Source organism: Streptomyces beijiangensis, assembly GCF_017315755.1.
In the GTDB taxonomy this organism is placed as follows: Bacteria; Actinomycetota; Actinomycetes; order Streptomycetales; family Streptomycetaceae; genus Streptomyces; species Streptomyces beijiangensis.
This window is the reverse complement of the sequence record NZ_JAFLRJ010000056.1, coordinates 1-19,051: the sequence shown is the minus strand read 5'-3', so window position 1 is coordinate 19,051 and position 19,051 is coordinate 1. Positions and strand designations below refer to the sequence as shown.

The window sequence follows — 19,051 nt, the reverse complement described above, 5'->3', positions numbered from 1 at the left end:
CACCGGCGCGGGCGCCTGGCTCCCTGACGCGCACAGCCAGGCGCCCGCGCCGGTGTCGGCCCTGATGTCGGGGGTGCTGCTCGCGGTCGCGTTCGTGGCGGTGCTGCGCTACAAGGTGATCGCGGACGGGGTGTTCGGGCCGGGTTTCGTACGGGGTCTGCTGATCGCCGTCGCACTGCTCACGCTCGCACTGGCGGCGGGACTGCTGCTGGCCCAGCGCGACTACAAGCGGATGCTGGCGTACTCCTCCATGGAGCACATGAGTCTGATCGCGCTGGGTGCGGCGGTCGGCTCACCGCTCGCGCTCGCGGCGGTGCTGCTGCACATCGCGGGCCACGGCCTGGCGAAGACGGTCGCGTTCTGCGCCTCGGGCCAGGTGCTGCAACTGCGCGGGACGTCACGGATCGGCCGCGTCCGGGGGCTGCTCGCGACGGCCCCGGGCCCGGGTGCGGCGCTGGGGTTCGCGGTGCTCGCACTGCTCGGGCTGCCGCCGTTCGCACTGTTCGCCTCCGAACTGGCTCTGGTGCGGGCGGGTTTCGCGTCGTCGTACGGGTGGGCGGTGGTGGTGGCACTGCTGCTGGTGCTGGCGGCTTTCGCGGCGCTGAGCTTCCGTACGGCACGGATGCTGCTGGGACCGGCGCCGGCGGACGCGCCCCCTCCCGTACGGACGGGCGCGGCGGCGGGGGTCCCTCTGGCCGCGGGTCTGCTGCTGTGCGCGGCGCTGGGTCTGTCCGTACAACCTCTTCAGGCCCTGCTCACGGCGGCCGCGCAGATCGTCGGAGGTCACTGACACCATGACGCGCACGATCACGGACCTCACCCCGACCGAACTCCCGGTAAAGGCCGCCGAGTTGCTGGCATCGGGCCACAGGCTGGCCCTGGTGGCGGCGCACCACGACGCCCCAGGGGTGCGCGTGGTCTACCTCTTCACCGCGGGCCCGCCGGACACCCGTACAGAGCTCCATGTCCACCTGGACGAGGACGCTCCCGCGGTGCCGACCCTGGCCCAACTCTCTTTCTCGGCAAGCCGTTTCGAGCGGGAGATGCGCGACCTGCACGGCATCGTCCCGCTCGACCACCCCCTCCCCCACCGTCTGGTACGCCATTTCCACTGGCCGCGCGGCTGGTACCCGATGCACCCCGACGCGGGGGCCGCACCGCCCTTCGGTGAGCAGGAGGGCCCGTACCCCTTCCTGGCGGTGGAGGGTGACGGGGTGTACGAGATCCCGGTCGGCCCGGTGCACGCGGGAATGATCGAACCGGGTCACTTCCGCTTCTCCGTGGTGGGCGAGACGATCATCAAGCTGAAGGCCCGGCTGTGGTTCGTGCACAAGGGAATCGAGAAGCTCTTCGAGGGCCGCACGCTGGACCGGGGCCTCCCTCTCGCGGAGCGCATCAGCGGGGACACGGCGGTGGGCCACGCCCTGGCGTACTGCATGGCGGTCGAGGAGGCGGCGGGGATCCCGGTGACGGAGGAGTCGGCGCGCGCAAGATCGCTCCTCCTGGAGCTGGAACGCCTGCACAACCATGTGGCCGACCTGGGCATGCTCTGCAACGACGTGGGCCACTCGGTCCTCAACTCCCAGGCCCAGCGCGTCCGCGAGACGCTCCTGCGCCTCAACGAGACGACCACGGGCCACCGCCTGCTGAGGGACGGGGTGTTCCCGGGCGGCGCGAGACTGCGCACGGTGCCGAACCCGGTGGCACTGGCAGCCATCGGCAAGGACATCCGGGAGATCACGGCCCTGGCGCTGGGCCACGCGACGGTACGCGACCGCTTCACGGGGACGGCGGCGCTGAGCACGGAGGCGGCCAGGGACCTGGGCTGTCTGGGCTATGTGGCGAGGGCGAGCGGCCTGCGGGCGGACGCGCGGATCGCGCACCCGTTCACGGACGCGGGCAGCCCGTCGTCCGTACCGGCGCACACGACGGGCGACGTCCTGGCCCGCTTCCTGGTCCGTACGGAGGAGATCGACACCTCCCTGGCCCTGGTCGCGCACCTCTCGGCGGACCTGCGCCCGATGGAGCCGGCGGAACTCCCCCGCCAGAACCGGAGGGGCTCGGGGGTCGGGATCGTGGAGGGCTGGCGCGGCACGATCACGACGCGGGTGGAACTGACGCCGGACGACCGGCTGACGCGGGTGAAGGTGGTGGACCCGTCGTTCTTCAACTGGCCTGCGCTGCCGGTGGCGTTGGCGGACACGATCGTCCCGGACTTCCCGCTGACGAACAAGAGCTTCAACTTGTCTTACGCGGGCAACGACCTTTAGCGCCCGCCACACCTGCCGAAACCTTGATGCGCCACGCACCGCCCACCTGCGAAGATCGGTGCGATCCCCTTCCGGCCATCAGGAGCACCCGTGTACCCGAACCTCAGCGACCTCGTCGACCTCGATCTGCTGGCGCAGTCGATCAGCGCCGGCTACGTCCGCGAGCAGGTGCACCCCTCGCTGCCTCTTCGCATCCTGAATTACAGCGAGAAAGCCCAGTTCGAGCGAGTCTGGGACGACGCGACCCGCCAGTGCCGCGGCCTGATCATCGACCGGGGCGGGAAAGTCCTGGCACGTCCGTACGCCAAGTTCTTCAACTACGCCGAGCACCCGGAGGGCTCCTTCGCTCTCGACGCCCGGGTGGTCGTCACCGACAAGCTCGACGGGAGCCTCGGCGTCCTGTACCCGACGCCGGACGGCCACGCGGTCGCGACCCGTGGCTCCTTCGCCTCCGATCAGGCGCTCCACGCGACCGAGGTGTGGCTCAAGCGCTACGCCCCGATCGTGGAGCCCGCACCCGGCGTCACGTACCTCTTCGAGATCATCTACCCGGCCAACCGGATCGTCTGCGACTACGGCGACCTGGACGACCTCGTACTGCTCGGAGGCGTGGAGACCGCGAGCGGGACGCCCGTCCCGGCCGACTCGCTGCCGTGGAGCGGTCCCCGGGTGAGCACCTTCGACTACGCGACTCTTCGCGAGGCCCTGACTGCCGAGCCGCGCGGCGGTGCGGAGGGCCTCGTTCTCCGCTTCCCCGGCCAGGACCAGACGATGATCAAGATCAAGCAGGACGATTACGTCGCCCTGCACCGGATCGTCACGGGGCTCAACGCCCGGATCGTCTGGGAGCGGCTCGGCGCGGGCGACGGGACGGGCTCGATCTGCGAGGACCTTCCCGACGAGTTCCACGGCTGGGTGCGCGACGTCGCGGCCGGCCTGGCGGCGCGCCGCGAGGCGATCCTGGCTGCCGCGGAGGCCGAGCACCGGCGTATTCTCACCGGGCTCCCGGAAGGCTGGGAGCGCAAGGAGTACGCCGCCGCGGCCGGCCGCTCCCCGCACCGTGCCTGGCTGTTCCTGCTCCTGGACGGCCGCGACCCGTCGGCCAGGATCTGGCACACCCTGCGCCCCTCCGGCGACCACCGCCCCGTCAACACCTCCGAGGACACGGCCTGATGACCACCCTGCACTTCACCCGCGGCCTGCCCGCCAGCGGCAAGACCACCTGGGCGACCGCCTGGACAGCCGAGGACCGGGCGGGCCGCGCCAGGGTCAACCGCGACGACCTGCGCGCGATGCTCGACTCCGGCGAGCATGTGAAGGGCGTGACGGAGCAGCGGGTCATGGCCGTACGGGACGCGGCGATCCTCCGTCTGCTCGCCAAGGGTTACGACGTGGTGTGCGACGACACCAATCTGCCGCAGCGGGTCGCGCGCGACCTGGCGAAGCTGGCGGCGAAGGCGGGTGCGGAGCTGAAGGTGCACGACTTCACGGACGTCCCGCTGGAGGTCTGCATCGAGCGGGACGCTGCGAGGGACCGTACGGTCGGCGAGGAGACGATCCGCGGGCTCCACCAGCGCTTCCTCGCGGGCCATGCCCTTCCGCTGCCTCTCCCCGACGAGGCGCCGGCCGCCTCGTCGGTACGCAAGTACGAGGCGAAGCCGGGCACGCCGAAGGCGGTCCTGGTCGACATCGACGGCACCACGGCGCTGATCACCAATCGCAGCCCCTTCGACTCGACGCGGGTGCACCAGGACCTGCCCAACCGCCCGGTGATCGAGGTGGTGCGCGCGCTGCAGGCGGCGGGCCACCGTGTCGTGTTCCTGTCGGGCCGGACGGACGACTCCCGTGCGGCGACGGAGAGTTGGCTGGCGAAGCACGTGGGCGTGGCGTACGACGGTCTGTTCATGCGGCCCACCGGCGACTCGCGGAAGGACTCGATCGTCAAGATCGAGCTCTTCGACGCGCATGTGCGTGAGGTGTACGACGTGACGTGCGTCCTGGACGACCGCAATCAGGTGGTCGATGCGTGGCGCGCGATCGGCCTGACGGTGCTTCAGGTGGCGGAGGGCGACTTCTGAGCGGACCGGTGGGCGACGGCTCCGAACATCGTCACGGACATGTGCAACGCCCCCAGCGCGGCGGCCTCGGTGAGCTCTTCATAGAGGCGGTCGCGCTGCGCCGCGTCGATCAGACCGCGGCGGACGGCGGACTCGCCGAGCATCCGTACCAGCGGCCACGCGACAGAGGCATGGTCCTGCAACAGCGCCTGGGAGCCCCGGTCGTCGACGACGAGCCCGGCCGCCGAGAGCTGGCCGACGAGCTTGCGCCCGGCGTACGGGTTCGCCGCCGCGGCCAGCGCCCCTGAGGTGAGCGCCGCGACGGTGTCGGGATCCCCGGGGTGCAGGACGGTGGTCGCCCAGTCAGAATCGAGCAGGACGACCCGGCCGCCGGGCCTGAGCACCCGGGCGAACTCTTCGACGGCCCGCTCCGGCTCGGCCAGATGCTGAAGAACGCGCTCGCACCACACCACGTCGACGGAGGCGTCGGGCAGGGGCAGGGCCGACGCGTCCCCCGCGACGAACCGGGCCGCACTGCCGGCCTCGCGTGCCCGCTGCTCGGCGAGCGCGCGGAGCCCCGGGTTCGGCTCGATCCCGAGCGCGCTGCCCTCCGCGGTGACGGCGGCGGCCAGCGTCCGGGCCACCGACCCCGTACCGGACCCGACGTCGACCACCACCTCACCCGGCCGCACGGCCACGGCCGCCCGGGCCCAGGCGCGCAGCCGTCGCACGCCGTCGGCGGAATCCTGCGCGTCGAGGGCGGCCACCAGCCGGTCCACGTTGGCGGAGGAGACGTTGTGTGCGTTGAACTCCGAGGTGGGCTGCGGTTTCACCATGCCGATCAGCCTATGCCCCTCGGGGCGGCGGGCCGGTCCTGTGCGTGGGCGCGGAGGAGGAGCGCGACCCAGCTGCGGTAGGGGCGCCAGGCGTCGGCGATCGCGGCGAGCCGGGAGGTGTCGTCGGCCGCGGTGGCGTCGAGACCGTATGCCGCGGCCATGGCCTGGTGGACGCGGGGCTCGGATCGGGGGAAGACGTCGGGGTGTCCGGCGCCCCGGATGAGGATCAGCTCGGCGGAGAACGGGCCGATGCCGGACAGTTCCCTGAGGTCGGTGAGGGCGAATTCGGCTGGCTGGTCCCGGAGTTCGGCGGCGTCGAGCCGTCCGTCGAGGGCCGCGTCGGCCAGGGCGTGGAGGCGCTCGGTCTTGACGTCGGTCAGGCCGGGGATGTTGTTGATGCGCCGCAGCTGGGCCGGGACGGGGAAGGCGTGCAGCTGCCGGCCTGCGACGTCGACGGCCTGGCCGTGTTCTTGGGCCAGTCGGGCCTTGATGTGGGCGGCCTGGGTCTTGCGGATGCGGTTGCCGATGATCGTCCAGGCGGCGGCCTCGTACGGGGAGTAGAACAGGACCGGTCGCAGGCCAGGGAACTCCGCCTGGAGGCCGGCGACCACCGGGTCGGCAGCCGCGAGGCCGGAGAAGTCGCCGGCGTCGATGTCGAGGGAGAGGATGCGGGCGATCTGCGTACGTGCCGCTTCGGCTGCCGTGGCGCCGGCGGCGGGCCGGGCGTTGCCGTCGGTGTGGAGGGTGTACTCGGCGTGCACGGTCCCGGCGGCGCCGGGCGCCGCCGACTCCTTCTGCCGCAGGGCGCAGCCGATGACGGACCGGCCGTCGTCGGTGGGGAAGGCCAGCCGGAGCACTCCGTCGGGCGCGTGGTCGTAGGAGGCGGGGGTGAAGCACTCCAGGAACCGGGTGGAGGCGGCCAGCGAGAAGGGGCCCTTGGGCGTGAGGGAGACGGCGGGCACGGTCAGCTGCCCTGGTGCACGGTCAGGACGTATCCCTCGGGTCCGACGAAGGAGAACATCGGGCCGAACGGGCTGTCCGCGACCGGGGTGAGGATCTTGACGCTGTTGGCGGTGAGCTGCTCGTGGAGGGCCTGGGTGTCGGGGGTGGAGAACCACAGGGCGACGCCGAGGCCGGGCCGGCCGGCGTCCAGGTCGGTGCCGGGCAGCGGGTCGCGGACGGCGAGCGGGACCGGCTTGGTGTCGAAGACGACCGCGCCGGGGGGCGAGGCGGGGATACGGCGAAGGCCGAGGTTCTTCTCGCAGAACTCCGCGGCCGCTTCCAGGTCGCGGACCTGGAGGGCGATGAAATCGGGGCCATCGATGCTGACGGGCATGTTGTTCTCCTCATTCAATGTCAGGACTTTGACATACTCAACGCTAGACCCCGACCCCGTAGGTGTCAAAATATGGACATGCATGACAATCCGCAGGTGAAGCCGCCCCATCCCGCCGAGGACGTCCTCGACCACGTGGGATACCGCCTCAAGCGCGCCCACGCCTCCCTGCGCAGCGCCATGGACCATGCCCTGCGCGAGCACGGCCTGACCGTCCCGCAGTACGCCTGCCTCGAAGTCCTCGCCGCCCGGCCGGGCCTGTCCAACGCGGAACTCGCCCGTGCCACCTTCGTCACCCGCCAGTCCATGAACGTCGTCCTGCGCGGACTCCAGGACGCGAAGCTGCTCACCCGGCCCGCCACCGTGGAAACCGGCCGGGCCCGCCCCACGTCGCTCACCGACGAGGGGCGACGCCGGCTGAACGCGGCACAGGGAGCCGTCTACGCGATCGAGGCGCGCATGATCGAGGCGATCCCCGACGACCGTCTGACCGCACTCCTCGAAGACCTCGACCGGATCGTCCGCTCGCTGACGGACTAGTGGGTGTCGACGGGGCGGGGTGGCCGACCGCCGACGGCATCGATAGCTTGACCGGATGGATCAGGATGAACGGCTGCTTCATTCCTCGTCGTTCGGCGCTGCGGCGGTCGCATACGCCGAGCACCGTCCGGACTACGCGCGGGCCGCGGTGCGTTGGGCGCTCGAGCCCGCGCCGGGCGCGCGCGTGCTCGACCTCGGCGCCGGAACGGGCAAGCTGACCGGCACACTGGTCTCACTGGGCTCACTGGGCGCCGAAGTCACCGCGGTCGAGCCCGACCCGGCGATGCTGACCGAGCTGCGCCGCTCGCTGCCCGCCGTCCGCGCCCTGCCGGGCAGCGCAGAGGTGATACCGCTGCCGGACGCGTCCGTCGATGTCGTGCTGGCAGGCAACGCCATGCACTGGTTCGACATGGCCGTCGCGGGACCCGAGATCGCCAGGGTCCTCGCACCCGGTGGCATCCTGGCCGGCCTGTGGAACGTCCTGGACGACGGGGTCGAGTGGGTCGCCGGGCTCGCGGAGATCAGCGGGAGCGCGGCCATCGGCCCGCGCGACACACCCACCAGCTGGCGCGCCGAGACGGCCGGCATGCACCTTCCGAAGACCGGCGCGTCCGCCCGGTTCGGCTCGCCCGAGCAGGCCGAGTTCCCGCACGGGCAGCGCCGCACCGCCGACTCTCTCGTAGCGACCCTCGCGACGCGCGCGGGGATGCTGGTCATGCCGGAACAGGAACAAGAGGCCACACAGGGCCGGATCCGCGCCTTCCTCGCGAGCAGACCGGAGACCGCCCACGGCGAGTTCACGCTCCCGATGCTCACCGGCGTGCTGCGTGTCCGACGCCTGTGAACGCACCTTCACCCGAACCCGGCAGCGCTCTCGACGTCGTCCGCAGCTGGGATGCCCGCGCGGACCGCTACCTTCAGCTCTTCCGCCACGAGTGGGACGCCAAGCCCTTCGACCAGGCGGTCCTTGCCGACTTCGCCGAGCGGGTCGGCGAGGGCGGCAGGGTGTACGACGCCGGATGCGGGCCGTGCGGGCATGTGACGGCGATGCTGGCCGAGCGGGCGCTCGACGTACGGGGCATCGATCTGTCGCCCCGCTGCATCGAGCTGGCCCGGCGCGAGAAGCCCGGGTGCCGGTTCGAGGTGATGGACCAACAGGCCATCGCACCAGCGGATCTCCTGGACGGGCTCGTCTCCTACTACTCGCTCCACGACCAGCCCAAGAAGGAACTGCCCGGCACGCTCGCCGCGTGGGGTGCGGCCATCCGTCCGGGAGGCCGGCTGCTGATCGTCGCGAAGGAAGGGGCCGGCGACGGCGTCGTCGACGATCCGATGGGCGGCGATCTCCAGGTCTACTGGGCCGAGTTCACGGAAGAGGAACTCCGCTCCGGGGCCGAAGCGGCCTCGTTCCGCGTCGACGACCTCACCACCCGCGCGGCGTACAGCGACGAGATCCGCACACGGCGGATCTACCTCTCGGCGACGCGCGTTCCCGCCTCCGGCACCGCATAGCCCGGTACGGAAGGCCACCGCACGGTCAGCACCACCGACTCCTCCTCGGCGAACCAGGAGTGGTCGACCCCGTGACCCCACACGACGTAATCGCCCTGCTGCTCCAACAGCACGCTACGGCCCGGGATTTCGACGCGGAACCGCCCGCTGATGAGCACGAGCAGCGCCGTCCGCTCCTCGCCCCGCACCCACTCCGCCCGCTCGTCACCGGCCGGGTGCACACCCCACTTGATCTCCACGTCCTCACTGCGGCGCGGATCGCCGGCGTCCTTGAAGTGCCCGAGGATCCACCCCCGGTCCAGTGCCGCATCCTTGCCCGCATTGCCCACATACACGCTGTCGTTCACGCCACGGGACGCTAGCAGGCCAGGGGCCGGACCAGCGTCGCCGGTCCGGCCCCGCCCCGCCCTCAGGCGTCCGTCGCGATGGCCTTCTCGTACTCGTGGCGCATCTGGTCCAGGCCCTTGGGCTTCCAGTCCGACCAGAACGACTTCCACTCGCTGAAGTTCTTGCGGCCCGCGACGATGTCGTTCACCAGGTCGTTGGCGTCGGTCGACATCTTCGGATAGTGCTCCGTGTTGGCATCGGAGTAGTGCCCGATCGTCGGGTTCAGGGCGATCATCGGTATGAGCTTCTGCTCGACCGCGTAGATGTCCCGTACGTCCTGGGCCTGCGCCGAGCCCTGGAAGTCGGATGCGGAGAGGGAGGCCGGGGCGACGGTTGCCGTGGAGAGTCCGCTGTAGAGGCCCTCGACCTCGGACTTGCCGGTCTTCGTGTACTTCGGGTAGCCGTTCCCGTCGTACGTGAAGTCCTCGCCCTCGACCCCGAACTTGAGGAACTCCTGCTCCTTGGTGCCGTACGGCGCCGCGATGTAGTTGAGGACTTCCAGGAGCATCTTCACGCGCTCCGGGCTGCTCTTCTTGATGGCGGTGTAGCCGATGGTGCCGAGGTGGCGGGCGTGCTTCGGGGCGCTGCCACCCGCGCTGAAGGGGATGAGGACCTGGCCCGCGAGTTCAGGGTCGTTGGTGCGCGTATCGGTGCGCACGGCCTTGGGGTTGGGGTACACGCAGGCGCCGATCGTTCCCTGGGCCATCTTGATGTACGCGTCCGCCATCTCCGGGTCGCCCGGGTAGAAGACACCGGCCTTCTTCAGCTTGATGGCGAAGCTGAGGGCCTCCGCGTACTCGTCGGTCTCCATCCAGAACGTCAGCGAACCGTCCTTGTTCTGGAGCCACTTGTTGGGTGCTCCGTAACACTGGCTCAGCACGCTCACCGCGTTGACGTAGATCGGCTCCAGCGCCCAGGTCTTGGCGCCCGTCACCTCCTTGCACTTCGACAGGAACTCCTCGGGGCTCGCCGCCGAGAGGCCGCCCGCCTTCTCCCAGATCCTCGGGTTGCCGCCGTAGACCTGGCCGAAGGCCGGGTACGGGCTCGGGGCGCCCCAGATCTTGCCGTTCACCACCGCCGTCTTCCAGTGCGCCGGCTGCATGTTGGCCAGGTTCGGGTACGCCTTCACCGCGTCGCCCGACAGCAGCTCCGTGAGGTCCGCGCACTTGGCTTCCAGGAGCTGGGCCACGTGCTGGATGCCCTGGTTCGGCGGGATCCACATCAGGTCGGGCAGGTCGTTGGCGGCGATCGTCGCGGAGAACTTGTCCGGGTAGCCGGGGTCCGAGCCCAGGATCGCGTTGAGCTCGATGCCCATTTCCTTGCTGAGCGTGTCCCAGTAGGCGTTGGAGCCCTTCGGCTTGGGCGGCGCCGTCCACATCTCGGTGAGGACGGTGACCTTCGAACCGTCGCCCGGCTTCTTCGACACGCTCTGGACAAGGGTCTTCGGGTACGTGAGAAAGCCTGCCGACAGGCCCTGCGCGTTCGGCGCGAGGTCCGGCTTGACCTTGTCGAAGGGGACGTACGTCGGCAGCTTGACCTTCGAGGAGGCGGCCTCGGTCTTCTTGTTCGCCGCACTGCCGCAAGCGGTCAGCAGCGGTGTGGCGACCGCCCCTGCCGCGACCGCGGTCGACAGGTTCAGGAAGGAGCGGCGGGACATTCCAGGCATCGGAGGACTCCACGGGGAGGGAGGAGGGAGCGGAGGAAGGGGGTGTCAGCCCTTGATGGCGCCGGTGAGCACGCCCTTGGTGAAGTACTTCTGGAGGAAGGGGTACAGCGCCAGGATCGGGAGCAGCGCGAGCATCACGACCGCCATGGAGATCGACTGCTGGGGCGGCATATGCGTGATGCCAAGCTGGTCGGCGTTGAGCTGCTTGCTCTGGACCACGTACGTACGGAGCACCAGCTGGATCGGCCACTTGCCGGTGTCGTTGAGGTAGAGCATCGCGTTGAAGAAGGCGTTCCAGTACGTGACCGCGTAGAAGAGGCCGACCACCGCGATGACGCCCTTGGAGAGGGGCATCACGATGCGCGTGAGGATGCGCCAGTCGCCCGCGCCGTCGATACGGGCGGCCTGGTAGAGCTCCTCGGGGATGTTCATGAAGAACGCCCGCATGACCACCAGGTTGAAGGCGTTCACCAGCCCCGGGAGGATCAACGCCCAGTAGGAGTCGAGCAGTCCGAGCTCCTTGACCAGGACGTACATCGGGATCATGCCGGGCGCGAAGAGCAGGGTGAACAGCACCAGCAGGAGCACCGGCTTACTGCCCGGCACCCCGCGCTTGCTCAGTGCGTACGCGAGCGTGATCGTGGTGAGCAGCGAGAGCACGGTGCCGGTCACGGTGATCGCCAGGCTGACGAGGACGGCCCGGGTGACGATGCCGCCGGAGAGGATCGTCGTGTACGCCTGGAAGGTGGGCTCCGTCGGGAAGAGGACGAAGCCGCCGGCCGCGGTGATCTCCTTCTGGGAGGCCAGTGAGGTGGAGAGGACCGTGACGAAGGGGAGTGTCATCACGATCACCAGCACCGTGATGACGACCGCCTTGGCGGACGAGCCGAGCCTGCTGGGCGGTTCTTCCCAGGCGGGCCGCTGGTCCTTGGCGCCGCGGCGGCCCCGGTTGACCGCGAGGCTCGCGCGGGGGCGGGTGATGAGGCTCATTTGCTGTAGACCCCCTGCTCTCCGAAGGCGTGGGCGAGCCGGTTGGCACCCCAGATCATCAGTGCGCCGATAACGCCCTTGACCAGGCCGGCGGCGGCGCCGATGCTCCAGTCGCCGTACACGACGCCGTGGTAATAGACATAGGTGTCGAGGACTTCGGCGGCCCTGGGGCCGACCGCGTCGCGCTGGAGCAGGAACTGCTCGAAGCCGACCGAGAGGACGTCGCCGAGGCGCAGTACCAGCAGCATGATCGTGACGCTGCGGACGGCGGGCAGGGTCACGTGCCACATGCGGCGCCAGCGGTTGGCGCCGTCGACGGCCGCGGCCTCGTACAGGGACTGGTCGACGTTGGCGAGCGCCGCCAGGTAAATGATCATGCCCCAGCCGATGTCCTTCCAGATCACCTGGGCGGTGATCAGGAGGGGGAAGGCGTGCGGGTTGGTCATGATGTCGAGCGGGTCCATGCCGTGTGCGCGCAGGAAGTTGTTGAGCAGTCCCGCGCCTCCCAGGACCTGCTGGAAGAGGGCCACCACCAGCACCCAGGAGATGAAGTGCGGCAGATAGACGATGCTCTGCACGAACCGCCTGACCTTGCTCCCGACCAGGCTGTTGACCAGCAGGGCGAGGGCGAGCGGGGCGGGAAAGTAGAGGACCAGCTGGAGGGCCGCGAAGAGCAGGGTGTTGCGGACCGCCTCCCAGAACGCCGCGTCGGCGAAGAGCTCCTGGAAGTTGGAGAAGCCGACCAGGGCGCTGTCCTTGAAGCCGATGAACGGCTGGTAGTCCTCGAAGGCGACGATGTTGCCGAGCATCGGAACATAGAAGAAGACCACGAAGAACAGCAGGCCCGGGGCCATCAGGGCGAGCATCACCCAGTTGTTGCGCAGTCTGCGGCCCAGGGGGACGCGGGAGGTGGGCGGACGGGCCTGCTTGCGGGCCTTCGGCGTTCGGGCCTCGTGCGCGGCGGACGTGGTGTCCGGGCGCCGCTCGGTTTTGAGGGATATCAAGCGCTGCTCCTGGACCGTGGCACGGGAGATTAGAAAAGCAACTTCCCTAATTAGGTGGCCACATCATGGGCGCAGCGACAGAACACGTCAACCCCCGTCCGAAATCGGCCAAGTTCAGGCGTGTGCGGTCTGTTCCAAGTACTCCAGCGCCATCCGAACCGCCCCGGTTACCGTCGATTCCTCTCCGAGTGTGGAGGTACGCACCTCCGGGGGGCGGCGGCAGTTGGCGTCCAGATGCTCGGCCAGCGGCTCGCGCAGCACCCCGCCCGCGCGGGACACTCCGCCGCCCAGGACCACCAACTCCGGGTCCAGGGCGGCGACATGGGTGAGGAGACAGCCCGCAAGCCCCTCGGCGAAGGCCCGCAGCGCGTACCGCGCACCGCCGTCGCCCGCGTCCGCCGCCGTGACCACAGCGCGCACCGCGCTGTCGCGGGTCGGGGCCTCCGCCCCCTGGTGGCCGGCCGACCAGTCCATCAGCCGCTGGTACGCGTCGGCCCAGGGCTTGAAGGGCAGCAGCTCGCCCGCGGCGGCGTGATGCCCCCGGTGCAACTGGCCGCGGAGCCAGAGCCCGATTCCTGGACGGTTGCCCACATAGAGGTAGATCCCGTCGCGCACCCCCGCCGCCGCTCCTCCGGAGAACTCCGCCAGGGTCGCCAACTGGATGTCGTTGCCCACGAGTACGGGCCCCGGCACACACCCGTCGAGTTCCCGGGTCAGGTCGAGTCCGCTCCAGCCGGGGAGCGCGGTGGAGAGCGTGACGCACCCGGAGGGGTCCACGATGCCGGTGGTGCCGATACCCAGGGCGAGCGGCCGCGCGCCCGGCGCGGCGGCGAGGCAGGCGGCCACGGCGTCCCGTACGACACGCAGTCTGCGGGCAGCCGTCAGCGCGGGCGTGACCGTCACCCGGTGCACGGCCACTGTCCTTCCCCGCAGGTCGGCGACGTGGACGAGCACCTTGTGCGCGCCGATGTCGACGCCGACGACATGGCCGGCCTCGGCGTGGAAGCGAAAACGCCTGGCGGGGCGCCCTGCGCCGGTCCGCGGGACCTCGCTCTCCGAGCCGAGTTCCACCACCCGGTCCTGTCCGAGGAGTTGGAGCAGCACATCGTGGGCGGTGGGTCTGGAGACCCCGATCAGGGTGGCGAGTTCGGGCGCGGTGAGCTCTTCGTGCTCGCGCAGTACGCCCAGTGCGGCAGCCGTGTTGAGCCTGCGCAGCAGCGACGGGTCGCCGCTCAGCGGCCGCTTGTGATCCATGTGCACCCCTTGACACTCGTCCTGGCCATCCGGAAGGTTGGCCGAGCGATTGCGAAACTTACCTAATAAATAGCGCCCTTGAGGGAGCGGACAACACATGGGTGAGAACGGCCACCCCGAGCTCGACTGCGGGCTCGCAACCTGGGACAACGACGTCTACGGAAACCATCGCATCCTCGTGAGGGTTCCCGGGGCGGTAACCGGGGCGGTAACCGGGGCGGTTCCCGGGGCCTCACCCGCGGTCGCCGCCGAGCTGCCCTGGAGACGCCACGACCCGCACCCCGAGGCGGTCGACCTGGTCGTCCTCGGACCGTCGGGGCGCCGGGTGCGCAATGTCGTACGCGTCGAGGTGACGGCCGACCGCGGCCGTATCGCCTTCGAGCCCGCGGAGGGTCCTGGGACGTACGCCGTGCACTATCTGCCGTACGCACACACCGGCAACCCGCACTACCCGCAGTCCGAGTACCGCCGCCCCACGGCCACCGCCCACCCCTCCTGGGTGCAGCGCTGCGGCCTGCGCGGCCCCGACGGCTGGCAGGCGCTGCCCCGGGCCGAGGCCTTCCGCTACGAGGCGGCGAGCGCCGTCGACTCCTTCGCCCCGCTCGGCTTCGCCGCCACGGTCGCGGAGCTGGCGGCCCTGACCGCGGCGCACCCCGGCGAGCCCTTCCTGGTCTTCGCCGAGGACCGGGCCCATCCGCTGGGCCTGGCACGGCACATACCCGCCCGCTGGGCGCGGGGCGGTCCGTTCGCGCCGTTCAAGGGGGCCGCCCGACGCGGGGAGTTCTACGCCCTGCAGGCCGGGGTCCACGCGGTGCGCCCGCTGACCGGTGTGCACGCGGAGATCCGCGGACTGCCCTTCCCCGTCCGTGCACTCACCCAGGGCGGCACCGACGCGCGCGGCGAGGTCTTCGAGAAGGACATCGAGATCGCAGAGGGGCGGCTGCGCTCGCTCTGGTTCGGGCTCGACATTCCGCCGGACGCGGTCCCTGGTGCGTACGAGGGCGAGATCGCGGTCCGGGCCGACGGCGTCCCCGAGCGGACCCTGCCCGTGCTGATCACCGTCGGCGAGGACGCCGTCGATGAGCACGGCACGGGCGATCCGGCGCTCCTCGCCCGGCTGCGCTGGCTGGACTCGACGCTCGGCGCGGACGACGAGGTCGTACCGCCGTTCACGCCTGTGGAGGCGGAGGGACACCAACTCGGCATCCTGGGAAGGTCGGTGGAGCTCGGGGCGGACGGCCTGCCCGTGCGCATCACCTCGTCCTTCACCTCCGACGTGACGCGCACCGACGGCCCGCCGCGCGAACTCCTCGCCTCCCCCGTCGCCTTCGGCGTCGGCCGCGCGCTCGACCACGGGCCGCTCACCGTCGACCTGGCGGGTCCTGCCCGCGCCCGCTGGCGCACCGAGGCCACCGCGGACGGCCTGCGGCTTCGTACCGAGGGCGAGCTGGAGGCCGACGGATTCCTGCGGATCCGCACCACCGTGGAAGCCCTGACCGACACCGCGCTCGATGTCACCCTCGACGTCCCGCTCCGCGCCGAGGTCTCCCCCTTCGTCATGGGCCTCGGGCTGCGCGGCCAGGTATGCCCCGACAGCTTCGACTGGAGCTGGCAGACCGCCGTCCACAACCAGGACGCGCTCTGGCTCGGCGGCCCATCCGCCGGGGTACAGGTGTCCCTGCGCGACGAGCATTACGCGCGCCCGCTCAATACCAACTACTACCGCGAGAAGCCCCTGGTCACCCCGCGTTCCTGGGCCGGCGACGGCGACGGCGGGGTCCGTCTTCGGACCGCGGAGGGGACCCGCACCCTCACCGCGTACAGCGGCACGCTCCGGCTGGCCGCGGGCGAGAGCCGCTGCTTCGAACTGCGTCTGCTGCTCACCCCGTTCAAGCCGATCGACCCTGGCCGCCATCTCGCCGAGCGCTACTTCCACGCGTACGCCGACCCGGCCGAGATCGCCTCGTACGGCGCCAACGTCGTCAATCTGCACCATGCGACGCCGCCGAACCCGTACATCAACGACCCGCTCCTCGCCGCCGACGCGCTCCGCGCCTACACCGAGGACGCGCACCGGCGCGGCATCCGCGTGAAGGTCTACAACACGGTGCGCGAACTGACCCGCCGGACACCGGAGTTGCCGGTCCTCGCCTCGCTCGGCGACGAGGTCCTGGCGCCCGGTCCCGGCGGCGGCCACGCCTGGCTGCGCGAGCACCTCGGGGACGGCTATGTGCCCGGCTGGGTGGCGCCCGACATCGGCGACGTCGCCGTCGTCACCTCGGGCGACTCGCGCTGGCACAACTCCTATGTGTGCGCGGTCGACCGGTTGCGCCGCCATGTGGGGGTCGACGGGCTCTATCTCGACGACGTGGCGTTCGACCGTACGACGATGAAGCGCGTCCGCAAGGTGCTCGCCGGATCGGGCGACACCCCGCCCATGATCGATCTGCACTCCTGCAACCAGTACCGGGAGTCCGACGGCTTCGCCTCCAGCGCCAACCTCTACGCCGAATTGATGCCGTACACCGACCGGCTCTGGCTGGGCGAGCTCTTCGACTACGAGGGGACGGACCCGGCGTACTGGCTGGTGGAGATCTCCGGCATCCCCTTCGGCCTGATGGGCGAGATGCTGGAGGGCGGCGGCAACCCTTGGCGCGGACTCGTCTTCGGCATGACGGCGCGCGCCCCGATGACCGATGTACGGCCGCTCTGGCAGGCGTTCGACGAACTGGGCCTGCCCGGGGCGGAGATGACGGGCTGGTGGGCGGACGAGCCACCGGTCCGTACCGGCCGGGACGATGTGCTCGCGACCAGCTGGCAGGGTCCGGACGGCCGGACGGTCACGGCGATCGCCTCGTGGGCGGACGGCCCCGCCGAGGCCGTCCTGACGGACGGCTCGGGTCCGGTCGCCGCGTACGCCCCGGAGATCGAGGGCTTCCAGCCCGAGCGGCACTTCGGGGCGGGCGAGCCGGTCCCGGTGGAGCCGGGACGCGGCTGGCTGCTCACGGTGGGGTGAGGGCGGGGGTCAGAACTCGGCCTCCCCCTGGTCCAGGCGGAAGGGCGGATAGGTATCCGTCATCAGGAAGGCGTACGCGGCGACCCGTGCCGCCCACCGGTGCAGGCCGATGTTCAGGTCGTACATCCCGCGCGGGTAGCGGCCGGTGAAGAGCAGCGCGACGCCGGCGAAGAAGGTCAGGGCGGCGGCGAGGCCGCCGGACCCGGACAGCTGGGAGCCGCCCGCGAGCATGGAGACCAGAATGTAGTGCGGAATGGCCAGCAGCCACCACTTGACCAGGACCAGGCCCCGGGAGAACGGCTGCCCAGGGTAGGCGATCTCCAGGCGGGCCGGGTAGTCCGGGACGTCGGCCAGGGTGAAGGGCGGAGAGCGGTCGGTGCCCAGGCTGCCGTAGGAGTAGTACGACACCCGCCAGCCCCAGCGCAGCACGCCGACGTTGAAGTCGAACAGAGCCCGTGGGTAGCGGGTGGTGAACAGGATCGCGAAGAAGGCCACCACCGTGACGAAGAAGAAGCCGATCCCCAGGAAGAACAGCACGATGTAGTGCGGGATCGCCAGAAGCCACTTCACCAGCCACAGCCAGCGGGAGAGCGCGGGTTCGTAGTGGGCTTCGAGCCGGACGGGGCTGTCGGGGCCGCGGGGACCGCCGAGACCTTCGGTCGGTGCTGATGCGGACGTCATGCCGATCATCTCCTTGCCGGTTCGAAGGAACCGGCCCGACCCCTCTCTACGGGTCATGTCCGTTTCGTACAAGACCGGGCGGGGACGTTCCTCTTAGGTTTCGGGCATGACTCCACAACTTGACGCCATCGGCATCGTGACCTCCGACATGTCCGCCTCGCTCGCTTTCTACCGGCGGCTCGGGCTCGACATCCCGGCCGCAGCGGACGCACAGCCGCACGTCGAGGCGGTGCTGCCGAGCGGGCTGCGGGTGCTCTGGGACACCGAGGAGACGGTCCGCTCCTTCGACCCGGCGTGGCAGCCCCCGCAGAAGGGCGGCGGGCGGGTCGGGCTCGCCTTCCTCTGCGGCAGTCCCCGTGAGGTGGACGAGGTGTACGAGGCGCTGGTCACGGCCGGTCACGAGGGCCGGCTCAAGCCGTGGGACGCGTTCTGGGGGCAGCGCTATGCGACGGTGTGCGACCCGGACGGCGGCGAGGTGTCGCTGTTCGCCGCCAGCGACGCGTAACGGCCGAGCGTCATGCCGGCCAGGTCCCGCATCTCGCGCGCGAGGTGAGCCTGGTCGGCGCAGCCTGCCGCGACGGCCACCTCGGCGTACGGCATTCCGGTGGCGGCGAGGGCCAGCGCGCGCTGGAGGCGCAGGATGCGGGCGAGGGTCTTGGGACCGTAGCCGAAGGCGTGGAGTGCGCGCCGGTGGAGCTGGCGGGCGCTGAGGCCGACGGTGTCCGCGGTGGCGTTGACCGGGCGGCCGGCGGAGAGGTGCGCGGCGACGGTCCGGATCAGGGGGTCGGCGGGCACCGCCCTGCCGAGCGCCACGGCCTCCAGGGCGGCGACCGGGTCCGGGGACGCGTCGATGCGGCCGGTCAGACGGCGGGTCTCGGCGGCGGGCCAGAGGTCCGCCAATTCGACGCGCCGGTCGAGGAGTTCGTACGCCGGTACGCCCAGGACGCCCGGTCCCGTGCCGGGCGCGAAGCGCACTCCGGCGATCCGGCCGGGGATGTCGCCCGGTGCGTGCGCCTGGGTGTCGGGGCCCGCGACGAAGAGCCTGCCCTCGGTCCAGAGCAGATCCATACAGCCGTCGGGCAGCACGGGGTACTCCGTGCCCGTACCGGACGGCGTACGGGACCAGACGACGGCACCGTCCAGCGTGGAGGGGCGCTCGCGGTACATGGGTCAAGCGTAGGCGAGCTGCTGCCTACGGCTTCTGCTCCTTGTCACGCCCCGTCCCCCGCAGCCGCGACGTCACGTCGTCCGGCGGCAGGAAGCGCGACCAGCGCTCCGGGAACTCCGAGGGCATGTCCGCGCTGTCGTCCTCGCCGTCGTCCTCGCCCTCGCCGTCCGGGTCCTCGGCCGCGCCGACATCGGGCCGGTACGTCGGCCGCGCGGGCAGCCTCGTCGTGTGCGCCGCCCGTACGCGTTCGTTCGCCGCGCGCGCCGCGGCCGTGGCTGCCGCGGGCCATACGCGGTCGATCGCCGCGTTCACCGCCGCGCCCACCAGCACGGCG

19 protein-coding genes and 1 pseudogene are annotated in these 19,051 nt (G+C 70.8%); 9 read left to right on the top strand and 11 right to left on the bottom strand.

Translation table 11 applies throughout. From position 1 onward, the window contains the following. From J0695_RS45100 to J0695_RS06460, 4 genes are all read left to right on the top strand, one after another. Positions 1-790 (top strand): proton-conducting transporter transmembrane domain-containing protein (locus J0695_RS45100; RefSeq protein ID WP_277989945.1); only part of this gene is annotated, 790 nt, incomplete at its 5' end. 4 nt (positions 791-794) lie between these two features. Then, positions 795-2,270 (top strand): hydrogenase large subunit, encoded by a 1,476-nt coding sequence (locus tag J0695_RS06470; protein WP_206960869.1) that lies wholly within the window; start codon positions 795-797, stop codon positions 2,268-2,270. Between the two features lie 90 nt (positions 2,271-2,360). Beyond that, positions 2,361-3,443, top strand: a complete 1,083-nt coding sequence (locus J0695_RS06465; protein WP_206960868.1) for an RNA ligase — start codon at positions 2,361-2,363, stop codon at positions 3,441-3,443. Beyond that, positions 3,443-4,348, top strand: coding sequence for a phosphatase domain-containing protein (locus J0695_RS06460; RefSeq protein ID WP_206960867.1), 906 nt, complete (start codon positions 3,443-3,445; stop codon positions 4,346-4,348). The genes J0695_RS06465 and J0695_RS06460 overlap by 1 nt, the downstream gene beginning before the upstream one ends. Here J0695_RS06460 and J0695_RS06455 read toward each other — a convergent pair. Genes J0695_RS06455 through J0695_RS06445 form a run of 3 tightly spaced genes read right to left on the bottom strand, consistent with a single transcriptional unit; the run spans position 4,324 to position 6,499 of the window. Further along, entirely contained in the window at positions 4,324-5,163 is an 840-nt protein-coding gene (locus tag J0695_RS06455; protein WP_206960866.1) for a methyltransferase domain-containing protein, read from the bottom strand. The two genes, J0695_RS06460 and J0695_RS06455, sit on opposite strands and share 25 nt — an antisense overlap. 5 nt (positions 5,164-5,168) lie before the next feature. Beyond that, complete coding sequence (locus J0695_RS06450; RefSeq protein WP_206960865.1) at positions 5,169-6,125, bottom strand: DNA-3-methyladenine glycosylase family protein; 957 nt, start codon at positions 6,123-6,125, stop codon at positions 5,169-5,171. A gap of 2 nt (positions 6,126-6,127) precedes the next feature. Further along, a complete protein-coding gene (locus tag J0695_RS06445; protein WP_206960864.1) occupies positions 6,128-6,499 on the bottom strand; it encodes a VOC family protein in 372 nt (123 codons plus the stop codon). Between the two features lie 78 nt (positions 6,500-6,577). On the opposite strand from J0695_RS06445, the gene J0695_RS06440 reads away from it, so the two are divergent. From J0695_RS06440 to J0695_RS06430, 3 genes are read left to right on the top strand one after another with little or no spacing between them, the layout of a single operon-like run. Then, positions 6,578-7,039 (top strand): MarR family winged helix-turn-helix transcriptional regulator, encoded by a 462-nt coding sequence (locus J0695_RS06440; RefSeq protein ID WP_242552286.1) that lies wholly within the window; start codon positions 6,578-6,580, stop codon positions 7,037-7,039. Between the two features lie 55 nt (positions 7,040-7,094). Continuing rightward, positions 7,095-7,883, top strand: a complete 789-nt coding sequence (locus J0695_RS06435) for a class I SAM-dependent methyltransferase (RefSeq protein ID WP_206960863.1) — start codon at positions 7,095-7,097, stop codon at positions 7,881-7,883. Further along, entirely contained in the window at positions 7,880-8,551 is a 672-nt protein-coding gene (locus J0695_RS06430; protein WP_206960862.1) for a class I SAM-dependent methyltransferase, read from the top strand. Before J0695_RS06435 ends, J0695_RS06430 begins: the two co-directional genes overlap by 4 nt. On the opposite strand, the gene J0695_RS06425 is transcribed toward J0695_RS06430, so the two are convergent. The 5 genes from J0695_RS06425 to J0695_RS06405 all read right to left on the bottom strand — a co-directional run bounded on the left by J0695_RS06425 (position 8,509) and on the right by J0695_RS06405 (position 13,852). Then, positions 8,509-8,898, bottom strand: a complete 390-nt coding sequence (locus J0695_RS06425; RefSeq protein ID WP_206960861.1) for a cupin domain-containing protein — start codon at positions 8,896-8,898, stop codon at positions 8,509-8,511. The two genes, J0695_RS06430 and J0695_RS06425, sit on opposite strands and share 43 nt — an antisense overlap. 62 nt (positions 8,899-8,960) lie before the next feature. Next, positions 8,961-10,604, bottom strand: a complete 1,644-nt coding sequence (locus J0695_RS06420) for an extracellular solute-binding protein (RefSeq protein ID WP_206960860.1) — start codon at positions 10,602-10,604, stop codon at positions 8,961-8,963. Positions 10,605-10,649: 45 nt separating this feature from the next. Continuing rightward, positions 10,650-11,594 (bottom strand): carbohydrate ABC transporter permease, encoded by a 945-nt coding sequence (locus J0695_RS06415; RefSeq protein ID WP_206960859.1) that lies wholly within the window; start codon positions 11,592-11,594, stop codon positions 10,650-10,652. After that, positions 11,591-12,628 carry an ABC transporter permease gene (locus J0695_RS06410; protein ID WP_372445709.1) on the bottom strand — a complete coding sequence of 346 codons (1,038 nt, stop codon included), beginning with the start codon at positions 12,626-12,628 and terminating at the stop codon, positions 11,591-11,593. The genes J0695_RS06415 and J0695_RS06410 overlap by 4 nt, the downstream gene beginning before the upstream one ends. An 84-nt stretch (positions 12,629-12,712) precedes the next feature. Continuing rightward, entirely contained in the window at positions 12,713-13,852 is a 1,140-nt protein-coding gene (locus J0695_RS06405) for an ROK family transcriptional regulator (protein ID WP_206960858.1), read from the bottom strand. A 97-nt stretch (positions 13,853-13,949) separates the two neighbouring features. Between J0695_RS06405 and J0695_RS06400 the strand changes: the two genes are divergently transcribed. Then, positions 13,950-16,868 (top strand): glycoside hydrolase domain-containing protein, encoded by a 2,919-nt coding sequence (locus J0695_RS06400; RefSeq protein ID WP_206960857.1) that lies wholly within the window; start codon positions 13,950-13,952, stop codon positions 16,866-16,868. Positions 16,869-16,877: 9 nt separating this feature from the next. Here the strand turns inward: J0695_RS06400 and J0695_RS06395 are convergent, their stop codons facing one another. Beyond that, the gene (locus tag J0695_RS06395) at positions 16,878-17,549 is read right to left on the bottom strand and encodes a DUF4389 domain-containing protein (protein WP_206960870.1); all 672 of its coding nucleotides are present in this window, start codon (positions 17,547-17,549) and stop codon (positions 16,878-16,880) included. Positions 17,550-17,655: 106 nt separating this feature from the next. Between J0695_RS06395 and J0695_RS06390 the strand changes: the two genes are divergently transcribed. Continuing rightward, entirely contained in the window at positions 17,656-18,054 is a 399-nt protein-coding gene (locus tag J0695_RS06390) for a VOC family protein (RefSeq protein WP_206960856.1), read from the top strand. On the opposite strand, the gene J0695_RS06385 is transcribed toward J0695_RS06390, so the two are convergent. Both J0695_RS06385 and J0695_RS06380 read right to left on the bottom strand, forming a co-directional pair. After that, positions 17,991-18,716: a helix-turn-helix transcriptional regulator gene (locus tag J0695_RS06385; RefSeq protein WP_206960855.1), complete on the bottom strand. Its 726-nt coding sequence runs from the start codon at positions 18,714-18,716 to the stop codon at positions 17,991-17,993. The two genes, J0695_RS06390 and J0695_RS06385, sit on opposite strands and share 64 nt — an antisense overlap. A 25-nt stretch (positions 18,717-18,741) precedes the next feature. Further along, positions 18,742-19,051 (bottom strand): annotated as a pseudogene (locus tag J0695_RS06380) (YihY/virulence factor BrkB family protein); the annotation flags it as partial.